The sequence below is a fragment of the Algicola sagamiensis DSM 14643 genome (assembly GCF_000374485.1).
GTDB classification, from domain to species: Bacteria; Pseudomonadota; Gammaproteobacteria; order Enterobacterales; family Alteromonadaceae; genus Algicola; species Algicola sagamiensis.
In genome coordinates this window covers 15,963-36,001 of the sequence record NZ_KB894512.1, presented here as the reverse complement: position 1 = coordinate 36,001, position 20,039 = coordinate 15,963, and the positions used below count along the sequence as shown (strand labels likewise).

18 protein-coding genes are annotated in these 20,039 nt (G+C 44.4%); 12 read left to right on the top strand and 6 right to left on the bottom strand.

Annotation, left to right across the window (positions count from 1 at the left end; all coding sequences use genetic code 11):
• Positions 1-341 precede the first annotated feature (341 nt).
• Positions 342-884 (top strand): gamma carbonic anhydrase family protein, encoded by a 543-nt coding sequence (locus C505_RS0119840; RefSeq protein WP_018694392.1) that lies wholly within the window; start codon positions 342-344, stop codon positions 882-884.
• Positions 885-968: 84 nt separating this feature from the next.
• Here C505_RS0119840 and fadA read toward each other — a convergent pair whose 3' ends face one another.
• Together fadA and fadB are read right to left on the bottom strand one after the other, a co-directional pair.
• On the bottom strand, positions 969-2,132 hold the full coding sequence (gene fadA / locus C505_RS0119835; RefSeq protein ID WP_026318111.1) for an acetyl-CoA C-acyltransferase FadA: 1,164 nt from the start codon (positions 2,130-2,132) through the stop codon (positions 969-971).
• 14 nt (positions 2,133-2,146) lie between these two features.
• Positions 2,147-4,303 (bottom strand): fatty acid oxidation complex subunit alpha FadB, encoded by a 2,157-nt coding sequence (gene fadB / locus C505_RS0119830; RefSeq protein ID WP_018694390.1) that lies wholly within the window; start codon positions 4,301-4,303, stop codon positions 2,147-2,149.
• A gap of 218 nt (positions 4,304-4,521) precedes the next feature.
• Between fadB and C505_RS0119825 the strand changes: the two genes are divergently transcribed.
• From C505_RS0119825 to C505_RS0119810, 4 genes are all read left to right on the top strand, one after another.
• Positions 4,522-6,456, top strand: a complete 1,935-nt coding sequence (locus C505_RS0119825; protein ID WP_018694389.1) for a transglycosylase SLT domain-containing protein — start codon at positions 4,522-4,524, stop codon at positions 6,454-6,456.
• Between the two features lie 111 nt (positions 6,457-6,567).
• Complete coding sequence (gene pepQ, locus C505_RS0119820) at positions 6,568-7,893, top strand: Xaa-Pro dipeptidase (RefSeq protein WP_018694388.1); 1,326 nt, start codon at positions 6,568-6,570, stop codon at positions 7,891-7,893.
• Positions 7,894-7,970: 77 nt separating this feature from the next.
• Positions 7,971-8,588 (top strand): YigZ family protein, encoded by a 618-nt coding sequence (locus tag C505_RS0119815; protein WP_018694387.1) that lies wholly within the window; start codon positions 7,971-7,973, stop codon positions 8,586-8,588.
• Positions 8,589-8,636: 48 nt separating this feature from the next.
• Complete coding sequence (locus tag C505_RS0119810; RefSeq protein ID WP_018694386.1) at positions 8,637-10,088, top strand: TrkH family potassium uptake protein; 1,452 nt, start codon at positions 8,637-8,639, stop codon at positions 10,086-10,088.
• Between the two features lie 44 nt (positions 10,089-10,132).
• Here the strand turns inward: C505_RS0119810 and trkA are convergent, their stop codons facing one another.
• Genes trkA through def form a run of 4 tightly spaced genes read right to left on the bottom strand, consistent with a single transcriptional unit; the run spans position 10,133 to position 14,315 of the window.
• On the bottom strand, positions 10,133-11,509 hold the full coding sequence (gene trkA, locus C505_RS0119805) for a Trk system potassium transporter TrkA (RefSeq protein ID WP_018694385.1): 1,377 nt from the start codon (positions 11,507-11,509) through the stop codon (positions 10,133-10,135).
• A 5-nt stretch (positions 11,510-11,514) separates the two neighbouring features.
• Entirely contained in the window at positions 11,515-12,816 is a 1,302-nt protein-coding gene (gene rsmB / locus C505_RS0119800) for a 16S rRNA (cytosine(967)-C(5))-methyltransferase RsmB (protein ID WP_018694384.1), read from the bottom strand.
• A 3-nt stretch (positions 12,817-12,819) separates the two neighbouring features.
• Positions 12,820-13,776: a methionyl-tRNA formyltransferase gene (gene fmt, locus C505_RS0119795; RefSeq protein ID WP_018694383.1), complete on the bottom strand. Its 957-nt coding sequence runs from the start codon at positions 13,774-13,776 to the stop codon at positions 12,820-12,822.
• Between the two features lie 20 nt (positions 13,777-13,796).
• The gene (gene def / locus C505_RS0119790; RefSeq protein WP_018694382.1) at positions 13,797-14,315 is read right to left on the bottom strand and encodes a peptide deformylase; all 519 of its coding nucleotides are present in this window, start codon (positions 14,313-14,315) and stop codon (positions 13,797-13,799) included.
• Between the two features lie 124 nt (positions 14,316-14,439).
• Between def and C505_RS0119785 the strand changes: the two genes are divergently transcribed.
• The 7 genes from C505_RS0119785 (at position 14,440) to hemF (ending at position 20,036) form a co-directional block, all read left to right on the top strand.
• On the top strand, positions 14,440-15,648 hold the full coding sequence (locus C505_RS0119785) for a LysM peptidoglycan-binding domain-containing protein (protein WP_018694381.1): 1,209 nt from the start codon (positions 14,440-14,442) through the stop codon (positions 15,646-15,648).
• Positions 15,649-15,728: 80 nt separating this feature from the next.
• Positions 15,729-16,835 carry a DNA-processing protein DprA gene (gene dprA, locus C505_RS0119780; RefSeq protein WP_018694380.1) on the top strand — a complete coding sequence of 369 codons (1,107 nt, stop codon included), beginning with the start codon at positions 15,729-15,731 and terminating at the stop codon, positions 16,833-16,835.
• 2 nt (positions 16,836-16,837) lie between these two features.
• Positions 16,838-17,314, top strand: a complete 477-nt coding sequence (locus C505_RS0119775; protein ID WP_018694379.1) for a DUF494 family protein — start codon at positions 16,838-16,840, stop codon at positions 17,312-17,314.
• 85 nt (positions 17,315-17,399) lie between these two features.
• Positions 17,400-17,930, top strand: coding sequence for a DNA topoisomerase family protein (locus C505_RS0119770; protein ID WP_018694378.1), 531 nt, complete (start codon positions 17,400-17,402; stop codon positions 17,928-17,930).
• A 105-nt stretch (positions 17,931-18,035) separates the two neighbouring features.
• Positions 18,036-18,542 carry a 5-(carboxyamino)imidazole ribonucleotide mutase gene (gene purE, locus C505_RS0119765; RefSeq protein ID WP_018694377.1) on the top strand — a complete coding sequence of 169 codons (507 nt, stop codon included), beginning with the start codon at positions 18,036-18,038 and terminating at the stop codon, positions 18,540-18,542.
• A gap of 22 nt (positions 18,543-18,564) precedes the next feature.
• Positions 18,565-19,116, top strand: coding sequence for an L-threonylcarbamoyladenylate synthase (locus C505_RS0119760; protein ID WP_018694376.1), 552 nt, complete (start codon positions 18,565-18,567; stop codon positions 19,114-19,116).
• Positions 19,116-20,036 carry an oxygen-dependent coproporphyrinogen oxidase gene (gene hemF / locus C505_RS0119755; RefSeq protein WP_018694375.1) on the top strand — a complete coding sequence of 307 codons (921 nt, stop codon included), beginning with the start codon at positions 19,116-19,118 and terminating at the stop codon, positions 20,034-20,036. The genes C505_RS0119760 and hemF overlap by 1 nt, the downstream gene beginning before the upstream one ends.
• Positions 20,037-20,039: the final 3 nt, after the last annotated feature.

Here is a 20,039-nt window from a genome sequence, read left to right as displayed (position 1 = left end):
AACATTTAATTTGAACCTTAACCTTCTAAAATCTCGCTTTGAATCGCTTTCCTAAGCGAGGCGGCCATTTTACGATGTTTTCTTTCGAAGTCAACCTTTATTTTGAAAGTTAATTTCGAAGAACCTCTTCTCAACAACCTCACCTTCAGTCGCCGGCTTGTTTGCCCTGCCCCCTGTTGGTGTGGGAGCGCATTATAGAGATTTCACAAATCTCCGCAACCCCTTTTTTCACTTTTTTTGTAATTTTCTTTCATCTCAGGTTTAATTGAACAAATACAAATCAAAAAACACTAATTTAGTATTAATTTTAACCGGAATTTAATCTAGGGTAATCCAAAAAGATGAAAGAGAGACTAAGAAAGTATAGAAACATTCTCCCAACTGTAAAGAAAAACGTCTATATCGATCCAGACGCGACCGTTATTGGCGAAGTCACCCTTCATGAGGATGTGAGTATTTGGCCTCTTGTCTCTGTTCGTGGTGATGTCAATCGTATTGAAATCGGTGCACGTTCAAATATTCAGGATGGAACGGTCATTCATGTCACACGTAAATCCCAATCACACCCAGAGGGTTTTCCAACAATCATTGGTGAAGATGTCACTGTTGGCCATAAGGTCATGTTGCATGGTTGCCAACTCGGTCATCGCATTTTGGTTGGTATGGGTGCCATTATCATGGATGACGTGACTGTTGAAGATGATGTCATCATCGGGGCCGGTGCGCTAGTACCACCAGGGAAGACGCTTGAAAAAGGTTACCTATATATAGGAAGCCCAGCGAAGAAAGCCAGACCACTCACCAAAGATGAGCTAAGTTTCTTAAAAGTTTCATCTGACAATTATGTCAGACTCAAGGATGAATACTTAGATGGTGAAGATTAAGAGAAGAAATAGAGTCTAAGGCGATTCGCCCTAGACTCATGTCATTTCACCTTCACTATAGAAGGTTTCTGTCCCTGAGAGATTTTATGCACGCTCAAAGACGGTTGCAATCCCTTGACCCAAACCAATACACATTGTTGCCAGGCCAAACTTGGCATCCTTTTCTTCCATAATATTGATTAATGTTGTCGAAATACGCGAACCTGAGCACCCGAGCGGATGACCCAACGCAATAGCTCCACCTTTTAGGTTCACCTTCTCTTCCATCTTATCCATAAGCTGAAGGTCTTTAATCACAGGCAAAGATTGTGCAGCGAATGCTTCATTCAATTCACACACATCAATGTCGTCAATTGTCAGCCCTGCTGATTTCAAAGCTTTCTTCGACGCAGGAACCGGACCATAACCCATGATAGATGGATCGCAACCAGCAATACCCATCGATTTGATTCTTGCTCGAATAGGCAAACCAAGTGCTTTCGCCTTCTCTTCGGACATGAGCAACATCCCAGAAGCACCATCGGATAACGCTGAAGATGTACCCGCTGTTACTGTGCCATTTGCAGGATCAAAGACAGGGCGTAATTGTGATAGCCCTTCTTCTGTTGTTTCAGGACGGATCACTTCGTCATAATCGTAAAGTTTCAAGACACCATCTTCGTCATGGCCTTGCGTTGGGATGATTTCGTTCTTAAAGCCACCTTCCAATGTTGCTTTGTGGGCAAGCTTGTGAGAACGCGCACCAAACGAATCTTGCTGCTCACGAGAAATATCATGCATCTTCCCAAGCATTTCAGCAGTGAGCCCCATCATACCCGATGCTTTCGCAACAGATTTTGATAGACCAGGATGAAAATCAACGCCATGATTCATCGGAACGTGACCCATGTGTTCCACACCACCAATCAGATAAACATCGCCCATACCTGTCATGATCCCTTTCGCGGCATCATGAATCGCCTGCATCGAGGAACCGCAAAGGCGATTAACAGTAACTGCCGGGACACTATGAGGGATCCCTGCAAGTAATGAGGCATTTCGAGCAACATTAAACCCTTGCTCAAGTGTTTGTTGGACACAGCCCCAATAAATATCATCAATCTCTTCCGCTTTTAATTGCGGGTTTCTATCCAATAATGACTTCATGATATGTGCTGATAACTCTTCCGCGCGAACATGACGGAAGATGCCGTTTTTGGAGCGCCCCATTGGCGTCCGGATGCAATCCACAACTACTGCAGTTTTCATATGCTTATCTCCGTTCATTTCACTGATAGAAAAGTTTCGCCATTACGCGCCATTTCACGGGTTTTCTCGGTCACCTCGTAGATTGCGCCTAGATGCTGATACTGATCTGCAAGTGCCACAAATTTATCGAGGCCCATGGTATCAATATAGCGGAATACACCACCACGGAATGGGGGGAAACCAAGCCCATAAATCAGGCCCATATCCGCTTCCGCTGGTGTCTCAATGATCCCCTCTTCCAAACAACGAATGGTCTCATTGATCATTGGAATCATCATTCGCGCAATAATTTCATCTTTTGAGAAATCTTTTTCAGAAGCACAGACCGATTGAAGTAGCGCTGTACTCGAGCCATCCATATCTTTTTTCAGTTTTCCTTTACGATCCGGTGCATAGACATAGAAGCCTTTTCCATTCTTCTGACCATAACGATCATTTTTAAACATGATCTCAACCGGGTCATTCTCAAGGCGATGTAGTCTATCAGGGAAACCTTCTTCCATGACATCTGTACAGTGGTAAGCCGTATCAATACCAACAACGTCAAGCAAATATGCAGGTCCCATCGGCCAGCCAAACTCTTTTTCCATCACTTTATCGACTTGCTGAATATTCGCTCCATCCAGGATCAATTTACTGAAGCCAGCAAAATAAGGGAAAAGAACACGGTTGACGAAAAACCCAGGGCAATCATTCACAACAATTGGCGACTTGCCCATCTTCGCAGCGTAAGCCACAACTGAGGCGATCGTTTCATCCGATGTTTTCTCACCGCGAATGATCTCCACCAGCGGCATCCGATGTACTGGATTAAAGAAGTGCATCCCACAGAAACGCTCTGGTTTATCTAAACTCTCGGCCAGCTTATTAATTGAAATCGTCGATGTGTTTGATGTGATCACTGCATCATCTGCAACAATGCTTTCGACTTCTTTTAAGACTGATGCTTTCACATTTGGGTTTTCAACAACGGCTTCTACAACAACATCGACATCTTTAATTGTGTCATAACTCAGTGATGGGATAATGTTGTTCAAAACACCAGCCATTTTCACACCATCAATGCGACCGCGCTCCAATTGCTTATTCAGAATTTTGGTTGCTTCTGTCAGGCCAAGTTCCAGTGCTCCGTCATTGATATCCTTCATGACAATCGGAGTGCCTTTATAAGCCGACTGATAAGCAATGCCGCCTCCCATGATGCCAGCACCAAGGACAGCAGCCTTGTTGACTTGCTTATTTGCTGCTTTCGCAGCTTTTTTTGCTTTGCCTTTGATCACTTGATCATTTAAGAACAATCCAACCTGAGCCTGCGCTGCATCTGTTTGAGTCAGCTTCACGAAGTTCTGGTTTTCGATTGCCATCGCTTCTGCTCGGCCTTGCTGAGCGCCCGCTTCAATCGTATTCACAGCCATCATTGGCGCTGGATAATGTTTGCCTGCTTTTGCTGCAACCATACCTTTTGCCATGGTGAAGCTCATCATGGATTCGATCTTATTGAGTTTGATTGGGTTAAGCTTCGGCTGACGCTTTGCTTTCCAATCCAATTTGCCTTCAATCGCATCTTTCACCATTGAAATGGCAGCATCTTTGAGCTTCTCTGGCGCAACGACTGCATCAACAGCACCTTGTTTCAGTGCATCATGGGCTTTGTGTTCTTTACCTGTTGTGATCCATTCCATGGCATTGTCTGCACCGATCAGACGTGGTAAACGAACGGTTCCACCAAATCCAGGCATAATGCCAAGTTTGACTTCTGGTAACCCAATACGTGCCGTTGTATCAGCAACACGATAATCGGTTGCCAAGATCCACTCACACCCACCTCCTAACGCATAGCTATTGATTGCACACACGGTTGGAACTGGCATATCTTCCAGTAAATCGAATAAATCAGTTGCCCCTTTGATCCAACTCAATAACTCAGATTCTGGCTGTTTAAATAGCCCCAGGAATTCCGTAATATCAGCACCAACAATAAAAGCAGATTTTGTACTGGTAAAAATAATACCTTTAAGTTGACTGTCAGATTTGAGTGTATTGAGGGCTTCAACGCAATCAGCAAGGGTTTTTTGGTCAAATTTGTTGACTGACCCTTCCGAGTTAAACTGAAACTCAGCAATCCCATCTTGAAGGTGATCAACGGTGATGCTTGTACTTTTGTAAATCATCAATTCTCCCTAGTCCGTCTTATAGGCGGACCTTTGTTCTATCTCGCAACTGGTACGATGAGATGAAATTTTCTTATTGTGAGCGATATTAGCTGCAAATTACAACCCTTTTTGAAATCGCTTATAAAAAATCCACCCTATTTTCTGGCATCACTCCTTTGTAGGTGGTTTAATGACAATGAGAACATCAACACTTTATTAAAGAGACTATATACAGAATGCAACACTGGATTCTAACTGTATGCTTGGGCGTCTCATTGTCTTTTCCATTATTTTCCCAAGCAGCCAGTGAAAATACAGAGCAAAACTACGCGAAACAGCGACAGATATTTCTCAAGGCTGAGTACGCCGCGAGAGATCCAAAGAAGTTTGGCTATAAAAAGCTCTACGATCAACTCGATGGTTATCCCTTACAACCTTATGCTGAATTAGCCTACCTCAAACGGCGTCCTTTTATGTCCATGAAAAGCAAAATAGAAGCTTTCTTGGAAGCATATGAAGGCACCCCTATGGATTGGCCACTTCGTAGACCATGGCTGGAATATTTAGCACAAAAAGGCCAAAAAACACTTTTTCTTCAGTTCTACCGTCCCACAAAAAATGCCGGCTTACAATGCACCTATTATCGTTATCAATTAGAAAAGCAACCACCAGAGAAAGTTTGGCCCGAGATAGAAAAGCTCTGGCTCGTTGGGAAAACGCAGCCACGCTCATGTAATGCGTTATTCAAAAAATGGAAAAAAGCGGGCAATCTTACTCAAGACTTAATTTGGAAACGACTTCGACTGGCGATCACAAATGGTAATTATGCTTTAATCCCCTATCTCCATAAACAAATGCCTAAGGACGAAAAGTATCTAGCAGACTTGTGGCTCAAAGTTCGTCGTTCCTCTTCATATATTCGCAACCCGGATCGATTTATTCATAAGAATGAAAAAGAAAAAGAAATAGCGATATTCGGTATGAAGCGTCTCATCTGGAAAGATAGAGAACTCGCCATTAAAACCTGGAAAATGCTCCAAGACCACTTTGACTTTGCACCACAGCAAGCACAACAAGTGATCCGAACGATTTCTGTCAGCTTGGCAACGGCGCACGATCGTCGCGCATTAGACTGGCTTGCTAAGCTCCCCGCAGCTGTCGAAGATAAGACCTTGCTACAATGGCAGGTTGCTGCACCGCTTCGTTTTCAGGAATGGGATCGTGTAAGAGATGTCATCAATGCACTTCCAGTAGAAAAGGCGAAAGAAAATGCTTGGCGATATTGGCTTGCTCGTTCGCTTGAACAAGAAGATACCGCGAAAAAGGATGCGACCATTTTCTTTCAAGAGTTGGCGATGAAACGCAACTACTATGGCTTCCTTGCTGCCAGTAGAATTGGTCTTCCACCTCAGTTACAACATCGCCCGATGACCACAGGCCGCACAGCAATACCAAAAGTTGCGCAACATGCGGGGGTCCTTCGCGCGGCGGAGCTTTATAAACTGAAAAGATACGTGCCTGCTCGCCGAGAGTGGCACTACTTAAAGAGTGTTCTGCCGAGAGAAGAGCAATTTGCACTCGCACAAGTGGCGAAACAAAACGGTTGGTTCGATCGCGTGATATTGATTCTTCCTGAACTTGGCTACATGCATGATGTTGAAATGCGATTTCCACTTGCCTATAAAGCCAGTTTTTCAAGAATGTCTCGTCAGAATAAAATATCCCCTTCCTGGGCCTTTGCGGTCACACGGAAGGAAAGTCTATTCATGACAGATGCACATTCCAGCTCTGGTGCTCTAGGTTTGATGCAGTTACTCCCGAGTACGGCAAAAGAAGTCGCAAAAAGAAGGCTGAAGAAGAACCACCTATATAATCCAACAACAAATATTAAGCTGGGTACGAAGTATTTAAAACAGCTTCTGAGAATGACTAAAGGCAACCACACGATGGCGACAGCTGCCTATAATGCAGGCTTTACGAATGTTCGTCGTTGGTTGCCAGATGATGACAAAACGATGCCAACCGATATTTGGATTGAGTCCATTCCATTTAGTCAAACTCGGGATTATGTGAAGAGTGTGCTTGCTTTCCAGCAAATTTACGCCATTCAACTTGGAGAAACACAACCCTTTATCAACGACGTTGTTGAGGGGGAAATAAGCGCACTTTAAGTTCCTATTCGCGCTTGTTTGCTATAACATCATTCCAAAATCAAAAAACCTCGCATTGATTGTGGGGTTTTCTATCGTTCGCTGACAACAAATTGCCAATGAGGGAGAACCATGAGCCAACTTTCTTCGCTCTATCCTGAGCACATTGCAACATTACAACAACGTGTCAAAAAAGTACTTGAGCGTGAAAACCTAGAAGGGTTGGTGATCCACGCAGGGCAGCTTAAGCGCCAGTTTCTCGATGATATGGATTATCCTTTCAAAGTGAATCCACAATTTAAAGCTTGGTTACCTGTTCTTGATAACCCAAATTGTTGGCTAATCGTCAACGGAAGCGATAAACCAAAACTCATTTTCTACCGCCCAGTTGATTTTTGGCATCTTGTGCCAGATGAGCCAACTGATTTCTGGGTCAGTCAGTTTAACATCCAGTATCTGGAAAAAGCAGAAGAAGTCGAGAAGTTACTTCCTTATGATAAAGGTCGCCTTGCTTACCTTGGTGAATATGTTGAGGTTGCCAAAGCACTTGGTTTTGAATACATCAACCCAGAAGAAGTGCTCAATTACCTTCATTATCATCGTGCATATAAAACGCCTTATGAATTGGAATGCCTGCGCAAAGCCAATCAAATTGCTGTCAAAGGTCACGAAGCAGCAAGAGATGCATTTTTTGCGGGCGCTTCAGAATTTGAGATCCTTCAGACCTATTTGTCTGCAACGAATCAGACACAAGAACAAGCACCTTATGGAAACATTATTTGCTTAAACAAACATGCTGCGATTTTGCACTATATGTTCTTTGATCATAAAGCACCATCAGAAGCCGATCGCCATTCATTCCTAATCGATGCAGGAGCTGGATTCCATGGCTATGCATCTGATCTTACACGGACATATGCATATCGTGACGGGGAGTTTAAAGACATGATCGCCTTAATGGATGAGCATCAGCTGGCGATGATCGATGGCCTCAAGCCCAATGTAAAATACAGTGAGCTGCACATTGATGCACATCACCGTATCGCAAGTATTCTCAGCGAGACAGGTATTGTACGCCTCAATGCTGAAGAAATTGTCGAGCGAAAAATCTCCTCTACTTTCTTCCCACATGGGCTTGGCCACCACCTCGGCTTACAAGTCCATGATGTGGGCGGATTTATGGCGGATGAACGTGGCACACATATGCCAGCACCAGAAGAGCATCAATTCCTCAGAACCACCCGTGTCATTGAGCCAAACATGGTCTTTACAATTGAGCCAGGGTTATACTTCATCGATTCGCTCCTTGAAATTCTGAAGTCATCTGAGCACGCATCCCATATCAATTGGGAAAAAGTTGACCAAATGCGAAAGTTTGGTGGGATCCGTATCGAAGATAATGTGATCGTTCACCGCGAGCGTAATGAAAATATGACACGAGACTTTGGTCTTGCGTGAACTTGACCGCATGATGATGCGTTTCACATAACTCACAGAAAAACAGGAGGAAGAAAACAACTTCCTCCTGAATCGAGATGTCCGAATATCAAATTCCACAGGCGCCGTGCACGACAACTATAGAGGTCAAGCGGAGTCAATTTATCTGCCATATTGCGCATACACCTGACGTGGTTTCTGCTCGACAATTTGTCGCACAGATGAAAGAAGAATATCCAGATGCAAGTCACAACTGTTCTGCCTTTGTTGCAGGTGCGCCGAAGGATAGTCAGTGTTATGGTTTTAGTGATGATGGCGAACCGTCAGGTTGCGCTGGCCGCCCGATGCTAAAAGTGCTTCAAGGTCAAAACATTGGCGAAATTTGCGTCGTTGTGACACGTTACTTTGGCGGGATCAAGCTCGGCACTGGCGGTATGGCAAGAGCTTATGCGGATGCAGTAAAAGAAGGGCTTCGTGGAGTCACTTGGCAAACGAAGAAGCCACAAACCGTTCTATATCTTGCTTTTCCTTTCGAATATGAATCCACAATGCGTTATTTGGTGAAATCCCATGATGCACACTGGCTGGAAACGGAATATGGCACTCAAGTTGACTGTCATATTGAGATCGAAGAAGAAAAAGTTAAAATTTTTCTTGAACAATCCAAAGAAAAAACAAATGCTAAGCTCATCATTAATGAAAATGGGACCAACTAGAGACGCCTTATGTTTTCATTTTTTTTCACTCAAATAATGCGTTAACCCATGCAGTATCGTTCAATTATTCGTATTTTAGGCATGCTGGTTGCTCTCTTTAGCGTCACCATGGTGCCACCTGCGATTGTCGCTCTGATCTATAAAGATGGCGGTGGTCTCCCGTTTGTCCTGGCATTTATCTTATGTCTGATTATCGGGCTCACCTTTTGGTATCCAAATCGAAAAGAGAAGCGAGATTTGAAAGCCAGAGAAGGCTTTTTGATCGTTGTACTCTTTTGGACTGTTCTCGGCAGTGTTGGTGCAATCCCTTTTCTACTCCTCGAAAATCCAGAAATGCGCTTTGCAGATGCATTTTTTGAATCATTCTCTGGCCTGACAACGACTGGGGCCACGGTGATCACAGGGATTGATTTTTTACCCAGCTCCGTCAAATTCTACCGTCAGGAACTTCAATGGCTCGGTGGCATGGGGATCATTGTACTTGCCGTTGCCATTCTGCCCATGCTTGGTGTCGGAGGAATGCAGCTTTATCGCGCAGAAACGCCTGGACCTGTGAAAGAGTCAAAGATGACCCCAAGAATTGCTGATACTGCAAAACACCTTTGGTACATCTATGTTTCTTTAACCTTAGTGTGTACATTTGCATACTGGGCAGCGGGTATGAGCTTATTCGATGCAATTTGTCATGCCTTCGCGACAATCGCTATAGGTGGGTTCTCAACATATGACGCCAGCTTAGGGCATTTTGATAGCGCATTAATTAACGGGATTTGCGTATTCTTCTTGATCATATCTGCGGTCAATTTCTCGCTTCATTATGCTGTATTAAGAAACCGAAGCATCTTGAATTACTTTCGTGATCCAGAATTCAAAACTTTCGTTGCAATCCAATTCATTCTCACCCTCATGTGCTTTTTCGTACTCCTCAGTAAAAATATCACCGAGGACTTTGGGGACGCCCTCGATCAAGCATTGTTCCAAGCGGTTTCGATCAGTACCACAGCAGGGTTTTCCACTGAGAATTTTTCTGGGTGGCCTTTGTTCTTACCCATACTGCTTATTTTCTCAAGCTTCATTGGAGGCTGTGCAGGTTCTACTGGAGGAGGAATGAAAGTGGTCAGGATCCTGCTGTTATACATGCAAGGGATCCGTGAACTCAACCGCCTTGTTCACCCAAGAGCTGTCTTTTCCATCAAGCTCGGACGGAAACCGCTATCCGAAAAAGTGATTGAAGCCGTTTGGGGATTCTTCGCAGCGTATGCATTGGTCTTCGTTGTCATTATGCTTCTATTACTGATGTGTGGTCTGGATAACATCTCCGCATTCTCTGCCACCGCAGCTTGCTTAAATAACCTTGGTCCAGGATTGGGAGAAGTCGCAGTGAATTATGGCAGCATTTCAGACACCAGTAAGTGGGTCCTCATGGCAGCTATGCTGTTTGGGCGTCTTGAAATATTCACATTGCTCGTTCTGTTTACACCAGCATTCTGGCGCGCATAAAAAAGGGCTGCAACGCAGCCCTTCTCTCTTCATGCTATACAGCACTAGATAAATATCGCGCTGACCTGGAATAGCTTTTCCACTTCCGTGATATATTTTTTATCAATCAAGAACATGATCACATGATCATCAGACTCAATGACGGTGTTGTCGTGAGCAATCATGACTTCGTCACCTCGAACAACCGCACCAATTGTCGTTCCCATTGGTAAACGAATATCTCGAATTGCCTTTCCGACCACCTTGGACGTTGTTTCATCACCATGGGCAACGGCTTCAATCGCTTCCGCAGCACCTCTGCGCAGACTATAAACATTGACGATATCACCACGCCTGACATGAGTCAGTAGTGCAGATATCGTGGCTTGCTGAGGTGATATTGCAATGTCGATCGATTCTCCCTGTACCAACTCAACATAAGCACCACGTTGAATCAGAACCATGGTCTTCTTCGCACCAAGCCGCTTTGCCAACATGGCGGACATGATATTTGCTTCATCGTCATTCGTGACTGCGATATAGACATCCACGTTTTCTACGTGTTCTTCCATCAACAGTTCTTGATCCGATGCATCACCACAAAAGACAACCGTATTATCCAGCACACTGGATAAGTACTCTGTACGCTTTTGATTTCGCTCAATCAACTTAATAGTGTGGTGACGTTCAAGGGTTTTCGCTAAGCTTGCGCCAATATGTCCACCACCTGCAATCATGATCTTCTTATAGGAATGCTCAAGCTTTTGCAGCTCACTCATCACTGCTCGAATATGCTTCGTTGCCGCAACGAAGAAGACTTCGTCATCCGCTTCAATTACTGTTGTGCCAAGTGGTTTGATCGGTCTCCCTTGACGATAAATTGCAGCAACACGTGTATCAATATTTGGAATATGTTCACGAAGCGTCGATAAAGCATGACCCACCAGCAAACCCCCATAATAAGCTTTGACTGCGACCATACTCAGCTTCCCGCCTGCAAACTCAAGCACCTGCAAGGCTCCTGGGTAATCAATGAGACGCTGAATATAGTTAGACACCAATTGCTCTGGCGCAATCAGGTGATCAACGGGCATATCCTGGGTCTGGAAGAGCTGTTCACGATACTTAAGGTATTGCTCAGATCGGATACGGGAGATCTTACGCGGCGTATTAAAAATACTATACGCCACCTGACACGCGACCATGTTTGTTTCATCAGAGCTGGTTACCGCAATGATCATATCTGCATCATCAGCGCCGGCTTGACGAAGGATGTCAGGATGTGCACCGTGTCCATGCACAACCTGCAAGTCAAATTTATCCTGAAGATCCCGTAACCTTTCCGCATTGGTATCCACCAATGTGATATCGTTTCGTTCACCGACCAAGTTTTCGGCCAGCGTGCCACCAACTTGTCCAGCCCCAAGAATAATGATCTTCATGCGCTTTATTCGTCTGCTTTTATGATTCGTGCGTAGTAAAACCCATCCATACCCTGCTGCCCAGGTAAGATCTGCCAACCTGGGTTTTCGCTTGTTTCGTCACTACTTATAGGTTGTAAAACAGCATCTTGCGTGCTTTCCAAGAATTTTACAATCTGCATTGTATTTTCTTCCGGAAAAATACTACATGTCGCATAGAGAAGTGTGCCACCTGGTTTCAATGTTTGCCAAAGTGCATTCAACATGTTCGATTGCAGATCCGCTAACTGTGGAATATCTTCGCTTCTTCTCAACCATTTGATATCTGGATGTCGACGGATAACGCCCGTCGCCGAGCAAGGCGCATCTAATAGGATCCGGTCAAATTGTTGGCCATCCCACCATGTAGCTAACTCAGTCACATCCGCAGCGATGAGTTCTGCACCCAGTGAAAGCCTTTCGAGGTTATTCTGTACACGTTCAAGACGTTTTGGATCTTGATCAAGCGCAACAACGTCAAGGTTTTTTGCGGATTCGAGTAAATGACATGTTTTACCACCTGGTGCAGCACAAGCATCAAGTATTCTCTCATTGTCTTTAGGATCCATGAAAGTCGCAGCCCATTGCGCAGCTGCATCTTGAACCGAGAAGTGTCCTTCTTCAAAGCCAGGAATCGCGGTGACATCCATTGGCTTTTTCAAGCAAACAGTTTGGGGTTGTTCATTTATAGTCGTAAACTCAATCCCCGCTGCATCCAGCGCTGCACAAAATGCTTCTGATGACATCGCCTGCTGGTTGATCCGCAACCACATTGGCGCACGTGACTGGTTTTGCTCAAGAATTGATTGCCAACCTTCTGGATAAGCACCTTTGAGGACTTTGATGAACCAGCCTGGATGGTTAAACATGAGCACTTCATTGTCATCAAGCGCTTTGATGAGTTCATCTTTTTGCCTTTGGAAGCTTCTCAGAACGGCATTCACTAAGCCTTTTAACCCAGGTGCTTTCAGTACTTTCGTCGCATTCACGGTTTCAGCAACAGCCGCATGTTCGGCGACACGCATATGCATTAACTGATAAAGACCAACATAGATCAGAAATTGAAAAGAGCGCTGTTTCCCTTTCAATGGTTTTTTCATGAGTTGACGAGAAAAATACTCCATTTGCGGTAAGTATCGGATCACACCATAACTGATTTCTTGTAGTAACCCACGATCCTTTGGGTCAACCTTTGATGTATATTCAGGCATCACAGCGGACAATGATCGCCCTTCATCTACGACCTCAAAGCAAACTTGTGAGGCATAAGCTCTAATTTTTGCACTCATTTCTTATACCTCTTCCTGTAAACACGTACCTGGGGTCACCCAATCTTTCCTTGCATTGACAAAGTCTTGAACAGACATTGCTTTTTTACCTGGTGGTTGTAATTGTGTAATATTCAACTGGCCTTCACCTGTTTGCACTAAAATACCTTCCTTTGAAGCTTGGAGAATGGTTCCAGGTGTCGAATCACTCTGATCATTCACGACTGTTGCAGACCAAATTTTCACATGCTGCGACTGCATTTGTGTATAAGCCATTGGCCAAGGGTTAAAACTACGAATATTCCTTTCAAGTTGTGTAGCCGACAGCGCCCAATCAACTTTCGCTTCCTCTTTAGAAAGCTTCTTCGCATGTGTTGCCTGATTGTCATCCTGAACTTCTGGCGTCAAAAGACCTTGTGCAAGTTGTTTAACACTGTCTACCAAGGCATCCGGCCCTACATTTGCGAGCTTTTCATAAAGAGAGGCAGAGGTTTCATCAGGAGCAATATCACATGTTGCTTTCAACAACATTGGTCCAGTATCCAACCCTTCATCCATTTGCATGATGGTGACGCCCGTTTGAACATCACCAGCCCATATTGAACGTTGGATTGGCGCTGCACCACGCCACTTGGGTAATAAAGAACCATGCACATTAATACAACCCAGCCTTGGAGATTCCAAGACCGCCTTTGGTAAAATTAATCCATATGCAACGACAATCATCAGATCGGCATTGAGTGAGGACAACTCCTGCTGTGCGACTTCATTTTTTAATGACTTAGGTTGATATACTGGGAGTTCATGCGAAACAGCCAACGCTTTCACTGGGCTTGCTTGAACCTTTTTCCCTCGCCCCGCAGGTTTATCTGGCTGTGTGTAAACCGCAACAATTTCATGGTCTGATTGAATGAGCGCCTGTAAATGACGCACAGCAAAATCCGGCGTCCCCGCAAAAATAATTCTTAACGATTCTGACAAGGTGATTCCTTACAAATAATTTAAGCTGTCTGGCTTTTCGCTTTGAGACGCTCTTCTTTTTCAAGCTTCTTACGTAACCTTTCGCGTTTCAATGGAGAAAGATAATCAATAAACAGCTTACCTTTTAAGTGATCCAACTCATGTTGAATACAGATCGCCAATAAACCATCGACATCCAAGCTATATTCCTCACCATCCTTATTGGTCGCTATCAATCGAAGCGTCTCAGCACGATCCACTTTTGCCCAATAACTAGGCACGGACAAACAACCTTCTTCCGAGGTCGTGCTGCCTTCAAGCTTCTCAATTTTAGGATTAATCATGACCAAAGGCGTTCTTTCATCCTCTGGAATATCGATCACAACGATGCGTTGATGTATGTCAACTTGTGTTGCCGCAAGTCCAATCCCATTTTCTTCGTACATGGTCTCAAACATATCATCAACAATTTTTTTAATTTCTGGAGTGACAGAATATACCTCAGACGCTACAGTTCTAAGGCGTTCGTCAGGAAATTTCAGGACATTAAGTACAGTCATAAATGTTAACCAAACAATGCTTTCTTACGTAATCTGTGTTATGTTTTAATTTTAGCCATTTAGAAACCTAATTTATAGTGTTTCATGCGGAATTATAACAACAATGGCAGCTAGGAAATTACGCATGTTAAGAAAACTGCTTCTATCGTTGGTTGCAGCGACCAGCTTATGTACAGCAAATGCTGAAGAAATCGAACTCAAAGAAGGCGCACCTAATACTTATGTCGTACAACGGGGCGACACACTTTGGGACATTGCAGGGATGTATCTCGACCAACCTTGGCTCTGGCCTCGCCTCTGGCGGATCAACCCACAAATCAATAACCCACACTTGATCTACCCAGGTGATGTGATTGCGCTTGTCTACGATGAACATGGTCAACCAATGCTGGTTGTGAGTTCTGCAGACGGCTCTCCAACAGTGACAGATGCTGATGGTAACCTTACTGTCGACAGTGGTGGTGGCACTACGACTGCATTCGATCCAAACAAACGGGTCGTCAAGATCAGTCCTACGGCACGCAAGTCTCTCAAAAAAGATACTGCAATCCCGACATTACCACTTCGCTTTATTCGTCCTTATCTCACCTTTGAACAAATCATGGAGCAAGATGACATTCAGGCTCGCCCCTATGTTCTCGGTGCAAACCATAACATCAAATATATGGCTTCTGGCTACACGATCTTTGTCAAAGGACGATTGGAGCGGGATCAGTTTTATGCCATTTACAACATTGGCAAGCCATATATGGATCAAGAAACGGACGAAATTTTAGGCTACCGTGCAATCTTAACCGCAACGGGGAGAGCGACACAAGTTGGCGATCCAGCTGCGGGCTCTCCAAGTGCTCTCGAGATTACTTCAGCGCATAAAGAGATACGACAGGGTGATATTGTTCTTCCATCTAGAGAAGGCCAATTATTACCTGCGTTCTTCTCGTTGATTCGACCTGAAGGATTTAGTGCACGTATTATTGATACTTCTACCAATATCCGGGAGGTGGGTCGTTACGATATTATCGTGATCGATCAAGGCGCAGCTGACGATGTAAAAGTTGGTCACTTCGTAGATATCATGCGTGACTCGCCACAAGTCATTGATTCAGATGATGGCCCTGTGTACATCGAAGAAGCCAATGCGTTTACAAGAACTTTCTCCGAACCTGACTCAGCATACACAATGGATGAAGCAGGTGGTGCACATATTGCGTTCCCACGTGAAAAAATCGGAGAAGCGGTCATCTTTAAAGTCTATGAAAACATGAGCTATGCCATGATCATGGATACGACCTATGCCGTTCGGATTGGAGACTATCTGGAAACACCAGAATAATCTGCCTACAATAAGCGGTTGTTTTTACAGCCGCTCTCTTCTATTGTGCTTCAAAACAATCAATCCTCAAGGAAGAGTACATGTCCACGCTCGAAGCGTACTTTCGTATCGCACTCACAAAAGGTATTGGTGCGGCTCGATATCGCCAACTCATTGCTCACTTTAAAACACCGGAACATACAATAGCGGCAAGTATTTCCGACCTGAAAAATGCCGGTCTCAATGAAACCCAGGCACAAGCTGTAAAATTCCAGAAACCAGCAAACTCGAAAAAAATAAGCACTATTTTGCGTAGTTTAGAGTCTGGTCACTGGCAAGTTATCCTTTGGGGAGACCCTTACTATCCACCTCAGTTAAAAGAGATCCACGCTGCGCCAACACATTTATTTATCAAAGGCGATGTGAAGTGGCTTTGTGTTCCCCAATTAGCAATCGTCGGTTCACGCACGCCGACACCCTATGGTAAAGATGTGACTTTTCAATTAGGACAGCATTTGGCACAAGCAGGAATATGTGTCACAAGTGGTATGGCTCGCGGTATTGATGGTATCGCTCATCGAGCCGCATTATCCGCCACTAATGGCAACACAATTGCTGTTTTAGGTGCAGGCTTTCAGCATCTTTATCCCAAAAGACATCAAACGTTGGCTGATGAAATTACTGAACGAGGCTGTATCATCAGTGAGTTTTTACCAGATACACCGCCAAAAGCTGAGAATTTCCCAAGGCGAAATCGGATTATTTCTGGTTTATCACTTGGTGTTTTAGTGACTGAAGCACGAATAAAAAGCGGTTCTCTTATCACTGCAAAATATGCGCTCGAACAGAACAGAGAAGTCTTTGCTGTTCCGGGCTCTATCCATAATTCGATGAGTCAAGGGTGCCATTTTCTCTTAAAACAAGGGGCAAAACTGGTTGAAACAGTTGAAGATATTTTAGAAGAATTAAGAAATTTTTCCGCGAAGGGTCTATATATACAAGAAGAAGTGCAAAAAAAGGATAGTAAGGAGGTCTTGGCAAATCACGATTTGTTAGATAACTTAGGGTTCGAGGTCACGCCCGTTGATATCCTAGTCCAACGTACAGATTTATCCGTGGATGAGGTATTAACGCAGCTCTTGGATCTTGAGATGCAAGGGTTCGTGGCTGCTGTACCAGGTGGCTATATAAAACAGAGGAGAAGCTAACCATGTTTGATATCCTCATGTACCTATTCGAAAATTACATCCACAGTGAAGCGGAAGTCTTTGTTGATCATGCTGAGTTGACGGATGAACTAACGCGGGCGGGCTTTCATCAGGAAGAGATTTATAAAGCTTTATCCTGGCTTGAAAAGCTTGCAGAACTTCAACAATCGGATACAAGGCCTTACCTGACACAAACTGAATTCAACTCGGTTCGTATCTACACTGCAGAAGAAATGCACCGTTTAGATGCGCAATGTCGTGGTTTTCTTTTATTCTTGGAACACATACAAGTTCTAAAAGCAGAAACACGAGAAATGGTCATTGATCGGCTCCTGGAGCTGGATTCTCGTGAAATTAGTTTGGATGACTTAAAATGGGTTGTCTTTATGGTGCTGTTCAATGTACCTGGGCATGAATCCGCCTACGAACGCATGGAAGATCTTCTCTTTGATGAACCGCTGGATGGTATGATCCATTAATTTAGTTACGAGGTTACAGGTATGTAGCCTCGACATCTCCCCTCGTACGATTTATGATCTGATTTTTTTATGGTAGTTCAGCTGAATGAAACAAGACAATACAGCAGAAGCACATGAGCAATGTCCAGATTGCCAAGGTGAGCTTCATATCAAGTCAGGCCAATCAGGCCCATTTCTGGGATGTGCCAACTATCCATCATGCCATTATACGAAGCCACTGACAGAACGCCTCCACATCATTCAAAATATCCCAAATAGTGAGTGTCCTCAATGCCAAGGAAGCCTCAGCGTAAAGTCAGGACGATTCGGGTTATTTATTGGCTGTAACCATTATCCTGAATGCCATTATATTGCTCAACAGGAATCAACAGAAAAAAGTGCTATATCTTGTCCTCAATGCCAGCAAGGACAACTTTCAAAGCGAACCAGTCGTTACGGCAAATCATTTTATGCTTGTGATACTTATCCGAAGTGCAAATACACCGTTAATTTCCTTCCTATAGAAACAAGCTGTCCAAAATGTGACTGGCCAATTCTCATTGAAAAGAAATCAGCTGGACAAACCATTCATCAATGTCCGAAAAAAGAATGCAGCTATAGGAAGGAATCAGTATAATGTGCCTCGCAAATTCCTAGTGGCAACTTCAGACAATTTAAGTCACCTGAGAGCTGGCAGTTTTGAGGTTGTCCTGTAAATATCTAAAGCAAACAGGAGCATCACATGTCTTCGCCTTTTGTCGCTGTCCTTATGGGTTCTGATTCTGACCTACCTGTAATGGAAGAAACCCTACGTATCCTTTCCTCTTTTGATATTCCACATGAAGTGAAAGTCACATCTGCACACAGAACACCGGCAGCTACACATGCCTATGTTGAAGATGCAGAAAGCCGCGGATGCCGTGTCTTTATTTGTGCAGCGGGTCTTGCAGCACATCTTGCTGGCGCTGTCGCAGGGATCACCACACGCCCAGTGATTGGTGTTCCAATTGATGCGGGTCCACTTCAAGGCCATGATGCGCTTCTTTCTACTGTCATGATGCCTGGAGGTGTTCCAGTAGCGACTGTCGCGATTGGTAAAGCAGGCGCAAAGAATGCGGGATATCTTGCAGCACAAATGCTTTCTGTCGGTGATGAAGCCCTTGCGAAAAAAGTGAAGCAAGAGCGTCAAAAATCCGCAGAAGCGGTTATCCAGAAAGACGCGGATCTACAAAAGCGCCTTTCATCATAACTTCAAGAATTCATAAAGCATTATGGTTGAACAAGAGACATTACTCGAAGCACTTCAACAAGGCGGTGTCATCGCCTATCCAACCGAGGCCGTTTTTGGTCTCGGATGCGATCCTGATAATGAAAAAGCCGTAAAAAGCTTGCTCGAGATCAAAAAACGCCCGATCGAAAAAGGGTTAATATTGATCGCGGAGAATTACTCGCAGTTGCTGCCTTATATCGATGACAAGGCGATACCGATGGACCGCAGGACACAGATTGTTTCGAGTTGGCCTGGGCATGTCACATGGATCCTGCCTAGCCACCCAACAACACCGGGTTGGTTAACAGGCAATCGCCCAACGATCGCTTGTCGTGTCACCGCGCATCCGGTCGTAAGGGAAATCTGTCAGCACTTTGGTAAGCCCATTGTTTCAACCAGTGCAAACTTATCTGGAGAGCCAGAAATCAAGGACCCGGTGGAGCTGGAGCGCATCTTCCAGCCATTGGTATCACATATTGTCAAAGGACCGCTCGGATCTGCGCAGCAACCAAGTCAAATTTTTGATGCCCTAACCGGAAAGAAGTATCGCTGATGAAAGAATCTATGCTCGAAGAAGTCAAATCATTTCTACTGGAGTTACAGGATCATATCTGTCACTCTTTGGAAGTGTGCGACGGTAAAGAAACATTTGTCGAAGATGCTTGGGACAGAGAAGGTGGTGGCGGTGGCCGCAGCCGAGTATTGACCAATGGTGATGTATTTGAACAAGCTGGTGTCAATTTTTCACATGTATTCGGTGAAAAAATGCCAGCCTCTGCAACAGCCCATCGACCTGAGCTAGAAGGACGGAATTTCCATGCTTGTGGCGTTTCTTTAGTGATCCACCCCAAAAATCCATTTGTCCCAACCTCCCATGCGAATGTCCGCTTTTTCATTGCAGAAAAAGAAGGCGAAGCACCGATTTGGTGGTTTGGTGGTGGGTTTGATTTAACACCCTTCTACCCATTCGAAGAAGATGTACTCCATTGGCACAAGACAGCCAAGTCGCTTTGTGACACCTTTGGTGAATCAGTCTACCCGAACTACAAATCCTGGTGTGATGAGTATTTTTACTTAAAGCACCGTAAAGAAACACGTGGTGTGGGTGGATTATTCTTCGATGATTTAAATGAATGGGGCTTTGAAACCTGTTTTGCATTTATGCAAGCAGTTGGGCGCGGCTTCGTTGATGCCTATGTACCAATTGTAGAAAAGCGCAAATCATTGGAATACGGTGAACAACAACGCCAGTTCCAGTTGTATCGTCGTGGACGGTATGTGGAATTTAATCTGGTCTATGACAGAGGAACCTTATTCGGATTGCAGACCGGTGGGCGTACAGAGTCAATTTTGATGTCTATGCCACCGCTTGTTCGCTGGGAGTACTGCTACGAACCGGAAGCAGGATCACCCGAAGCGAATCTCTATGAGAACTTCCTCAGACCAAGAGATTGGTTACTGGAACTCCAATAAGTT

Excerpts from the sequence above, each read along its gene's own strand:
- C505_RS0119840 (WP_018694392.1), top strand. The coding sequence starts at position 342 with ATGAAAGAGAGACTAAGAAAGTATAGAAACATTCTCCCAACTGTAAAG.
- fadA (WP_026318111.1), bottom strand. The coding sequence starts at position 2,132 with ATGAAAACTGCAGTAGTTGTGGATTGCATCCGGACGCCAATGGGGCGC.
- fadB (WP_018694390.1), bottom strand. The coding sequence starts at position 4,303 with ATGATTTACAAAAGTACAAGCATCACCGTTGATCACCTTCAAGATGGG.
- C505_RS0119825 (WP_018694389.1), top strand. The coding sequence starts at position 4,522 with ATGCAACACTGGATTCTAACTGTATGCTTGGGCGTCTCATTGTCTTTT.
- pepQ (WP_018694388.1), top strand. The coding sequence starts at position 6,568 with ATGAGCCAACTTTCTTCGCTCTATCCTGAGCACATTGCAACATTACAA.
- C505_RS0119815 (WP_018694387.1), top strand. The coding sequence starts at position 7,971 with ATGTCCGAATATCAAATTCCACAGGCGCCGTGCACGACAACTATAGAG.
- C505_RS0119810 (WP_018694386.1), top strand. The coding sequence starts at position 8,637 with ATGCAGTATCGTTCAATTATTCGTATTTTAGGCATGCTGGTTGCTCTC.
- trkA (WP_018694385.1), bottom strand. The coding sequence starts at position 11,509 with ATGAAGATCATTATTCTTGGGGCTGGACAAGTTGGTGGCACGCTGGCC.
- rsmB (WP_018694384.1), bottom strand. The coding sequence starts at position 12,816 with ATGAGTGCAAAAATTAGAGCTTATGCCTCACAAGTTTGCTTTGAGGTC.
- def (WP_018694382.1), bottom strand. The coding sequence starts at position 14,315 with ATGACTGTACTTAATGTCCTGAAATTTCCTGACGAACGCCTTAGAACT.
- C505_RS0119785 (WP_018694381.1), top strand. The coding sequence starts at position 14,440 with ATGTTAAGAAAACTGCTTCTATCGTTGGTTGCAGCGACCAGCTTATGT.
- dprA (WP_018694380.1), top strand. The coding sequence starts at position 15,729 with ATGTCCACGCTCGAAGCGTACTTTCGTATCGCACTCACAAAAGGTATT.
- C505_RS0119775 (WP_018694379.1), top strand. The coding sequence starts at position 16,838 with ATGTTTGATATCCTCATGTACCTATTCGAAAATTACATCCACAGTGAA.
- C505_RS0119770 (WP_018694378.1), top strand. The coding sequence starts at position 17,400 with ATGAAACAAGACAATACAGCAGAAGCACATGAGCAATGTCCAGATTGC.
- purE (WP_018694377.1), top strand. The coding sequence starts at position 18,036 with ATGTCTTCGCCTTTTGTCGCTGTCCTTATGGGTTCTGATTCTGACCTA.
- C505_RS0119760 (WP_018694376.1), top strand. The coding sequence starts at position 18,565 with ATGGTTGAACAAGAGACATTACTCGAAGCACTTCAACAAGGCGGTGTC.
- hemF (WP_018694375.1), top strand. The coding sequence starts at position 19,116 with ATGAAAGAATCTATGCTCGAAGAAGTCAAATCATTTCTACTGGAGTTA.